The sequence below is a fragment of the Hoeflea sp. genome (genome assembly GCF_984452065.1).
On record NZ_CFHWAF010000243.1, the window covers coordinates 1 to 2,777 of the forward strand.

Below are 2,777 nucleotides of genomic sequence, written 5' to 3' on the forward strand. Positions count from 1 at the left end.
ACGAAGAAGGAGATCGAGCAATACCGCAAGCGCATCGTCGCGGACCCTGCGGAGTTCATCGCCCAGCCGACGCTGGATCTTTCGACTGCGCCGACGCTGAACGAGGGCAATCTGTGCGGACGTCACGTCGATTTCAGGCCCTTTTGCCTTGTCGGAAAGAACATACGTCTTGTGCCCGGCGGCCTGACGCGGGTGGCGCTGAAGGAAGGATCGCTGGTGGTCAATTCCAGCCAGGGCGGCGGCGTCAAGGACACCTGGGTCCTGAGGGAATAACGCCATGTTGAGCCGCGCCGCCGAAAATCTGTTCTGGCTTGGCCGCTACATGGAGCGGGCCGAGGCGACGGCGCGAATGATCTCCATGGGCCAGCGCATGGCCATGCTGCCGGGTACGCAGGGCCAATCGGAATGGACGTCGCTCATGCAGGCGACGGGCACGCCGCCGCCCAAGGGGCGGGCGATCACGCAATCCGATATCGTCGCGCGGCTGATCCTCGACCCGCAAAGCCCCTCCGCCATACAGGGCTGCCTTTCCAGGGCGCGGGAGAACGGCCGGGCCGTCCGCACGGCACTCACGCAGGAGATGTGGGAGAGCCTCAACGAGGATTGGCGCTATCTGGAATCGATGGATACCCAGGCGGCGCGCCGACAGCTTGTGCTCGTCCTTGAATGGGTGCGCACCAGGGCGGCCATATTCCGCGGCGCCGTCGAGACGGCGATGCTGCGCACCGAGGGCTATTTTTTCCTGCGCCTCGGCAGCAATATCGAGCGCGCGGATATGACCCTGCGCCTCCTGAACGTGAAGTATTTCCTGCTGCTGCCGGAGACGGAGGTCGTCGGCGGCGGGCGCGACCATCACCAGTGGATGTCGGTGCTCAATGCCGTCTCCGGTCTGCGCGCCTATCATCATAATTACGGCGGCGACTACGCTCCCTGGAACATTGCGGATTTCCTGCTTCTCAATCAGGCCTTTCCGCGTTCGGTCGCCTTCAGCTATGCGCAGATCGACGGCTGCCTGTCGAAGCTGGAGAAGAACCATGGCGGCGCGCATAATTGCCAGCGTACCGCCCGGGCTGAATTGAACCGTTTGAACCGGCTGGACATCAATGCCGTATTCAGCGACGGGCTGCACGAGTTCATCAATGATCAGATCGCCAAGACGGCGCGCATCAGCAAGGAGGTGTCGGATGCCTACCATTTCTGAGCGGGCGTTGTGATGCGGCTCGCCGTCAGACACAGGTCCGAGTACACCTATGAACCGGCCGCGGTCCGGGTCTCGCTCCGGCTCAAGGTCTATCCGTCGGTCTTCGACGGCCAGGCGGTGGAAAACTGGACCGTGACGGTCAATGGCGATCCGGTCGAGCCGATTTACATCACCGGCTATGGTGACCAGGCAGGCCTGTGGCAAAGCATCGACGAAGTGTCGAAAGTCGGCGTGCTTGCCGAGGGGCTCATTTCCACCGAGGACCAGAACGGAGTCGTAAGGGACCTGCCGCGCAAGCCGCCATCGTCGATCTTCATGCGGTCGACGCCTCTGACCCGTGCGGACGACGCCATCCGCGCGCTGGCGGAGACGACGCGCGAGGATGATGAACTCAAGACGGCCCATGCGCTCTCTTTGGCAATACGCGATGCGGTCGATTATCGGCCGGAGGCCACCGGCAGCCATACCACCGCGGCCGAGGCCATGGCGATCGGCGCGGGCGTGTGTCAGGACCACGCGCACATTCTTATCGCCGCCTGCCGCTCGCTCGGCATGCCCGCCCGTTATGTGACCGGCTATCTGAAGGCTGCGGAGGATGAAGACGAACTTGTGGAAACCCACGCCTGGGCCGAAACCCATATCAGGAACTTCGGCTGGGTGGGCCTTGATCCCTCAAACGGCATTTCGCCGACGGACCACTATATCCGCATAGCCTGCGGGCTGGACGCCGACGATGCGACTCCGATAAAAGGCCATGTCGTCGGGGGATCGCGGATAACACTGACAGCTGATGTCGCGGTTTCCGAAAACCAGCAGCAATAGGAAGACCCGTTGACATATTGTGTTGCCATCAAGCTGGATGCCGGTCTGGTTCTGTTGTCCGATACGCGAACCAATGCCGGTCTCGACAATATCTCGCGCTATGGAAAGATGCATGCCTGGGAGGTGCCGGGCGAGCGGGCCATCGTGCTGATGACGGCCGGCAATCTGTCGATCACGCAAGGGGTGATAACGCACATCGAAAAGCGCATCGAAACCGCCGCGACCGATCCGGAGTGCGAAACGATCCTGAGCGCCGACAGCCTCTTTCGTGTCGCGCAGATCGTCGGCGAGACGATGCGCGATGTTCAGGAACGCCATCGCGAGGGAATGGAGGCGCAGGGCGCTTCCTTTGATGCCTCCATGCTGGTTGCCGGTCAGCGCAAGGGCGGCTCGATCAGGCTTTTCCTTGTCTATTCCGCCGGCAATTTCATCGAGGCGACCCGGGACACGCCGTTTTTACAGATCGGCGAGCACAAATACGGCAAGCCCATCCTCGACCGCGTCATCACACCCGGGACCCCGCTTGAGAAAGCGAAACTTGCAGCATGCGTGTCGATGGATTCAACCTTGCGAAGCAACCTGTCGGTCGGCATGCCGCTGGACCTTGCGATTGTTGAGGCCGACGCGCTCAAGATCACCGAACGCAGGCGTATCGAGCCGGACGACAAGGATTTCGGGCGTCTCTCCGAGGCCTGGTCAAAAGCCCTGAATTCGGCGTTTCACAAACTGCCGCACGTTTTCTGAAGACAGGTCT

4 protein-coding genes are annotated in these 2,777 nt (G+C 61.8%); all 4 read left to right on the forward strand.

Features of this window, described 5'->3' with window-relative positions:
* A partial coding sequence (locus AC5E6N_RS23960) for a circularly permuted type 2 ATP-grasp protein (RefSeq protein WP_491750165.1) occupies positions 1 to 273 on the forward strand: 273 nt, incomplete at its 5' end.
* 4 nt (positions 274 to 277) lie between these two features.
* A complete protein-coding gene (locus tag AC5E6N_RS23965) occupies positions 278 to 1,201 on the forward strand; it encodes an alpha-E domain-containing protein (protein WP_491750166.1) in 924 nt (307 codons plus the stop codon).
* 12 nt (positions 1,202 to 1,213) lie between these two features.
* The gene (locus tag AC5E6N_RS23970) at positions 1,214 to 2,023 is read left to right on the forward strand and encodes a transglutaminase domain-containing protein (RefSeq protein WP_491750167.1); all 810 of its coding nucleotides are present in this window, start codon (positions 1,214 to 1,216) and stop codon (positions 2,021 to 2,023) included.
* Positions 2,024 to 2,032: 9 nt separating this feature from the next.
* Positions 2,033 to 2,767, forward strand: coding sequence for a proteasome-type protease (locus AC5E6N_RS23975; RefSeq protein ID WP_491750168.1), 735 nt, complete (start codon positions 2,033 to 2,035; stop codon positions 2,765 to 2,767).
* Positions 2,768 to 2,777: the final 10 nt, after the last annotated feature.

Excerpts from the sequence above, each read along its gene's own strand:
- AC5E6N_RS23965 (WP_491750166.1), top strand. The coding sequence starts at position 278 with ATGTTGAGCCGCGCCGCCGAAAATCTGTTCTGGCTTGGCCGCTACATG.
- AC5E6N_RS23970 (WP_491750167.1), top strand. The coding sequence starts at position 1,214 with ATGCGGCTCGCCGTCAGACACAGGTCCGAGTACACCTATGAACCGGCC.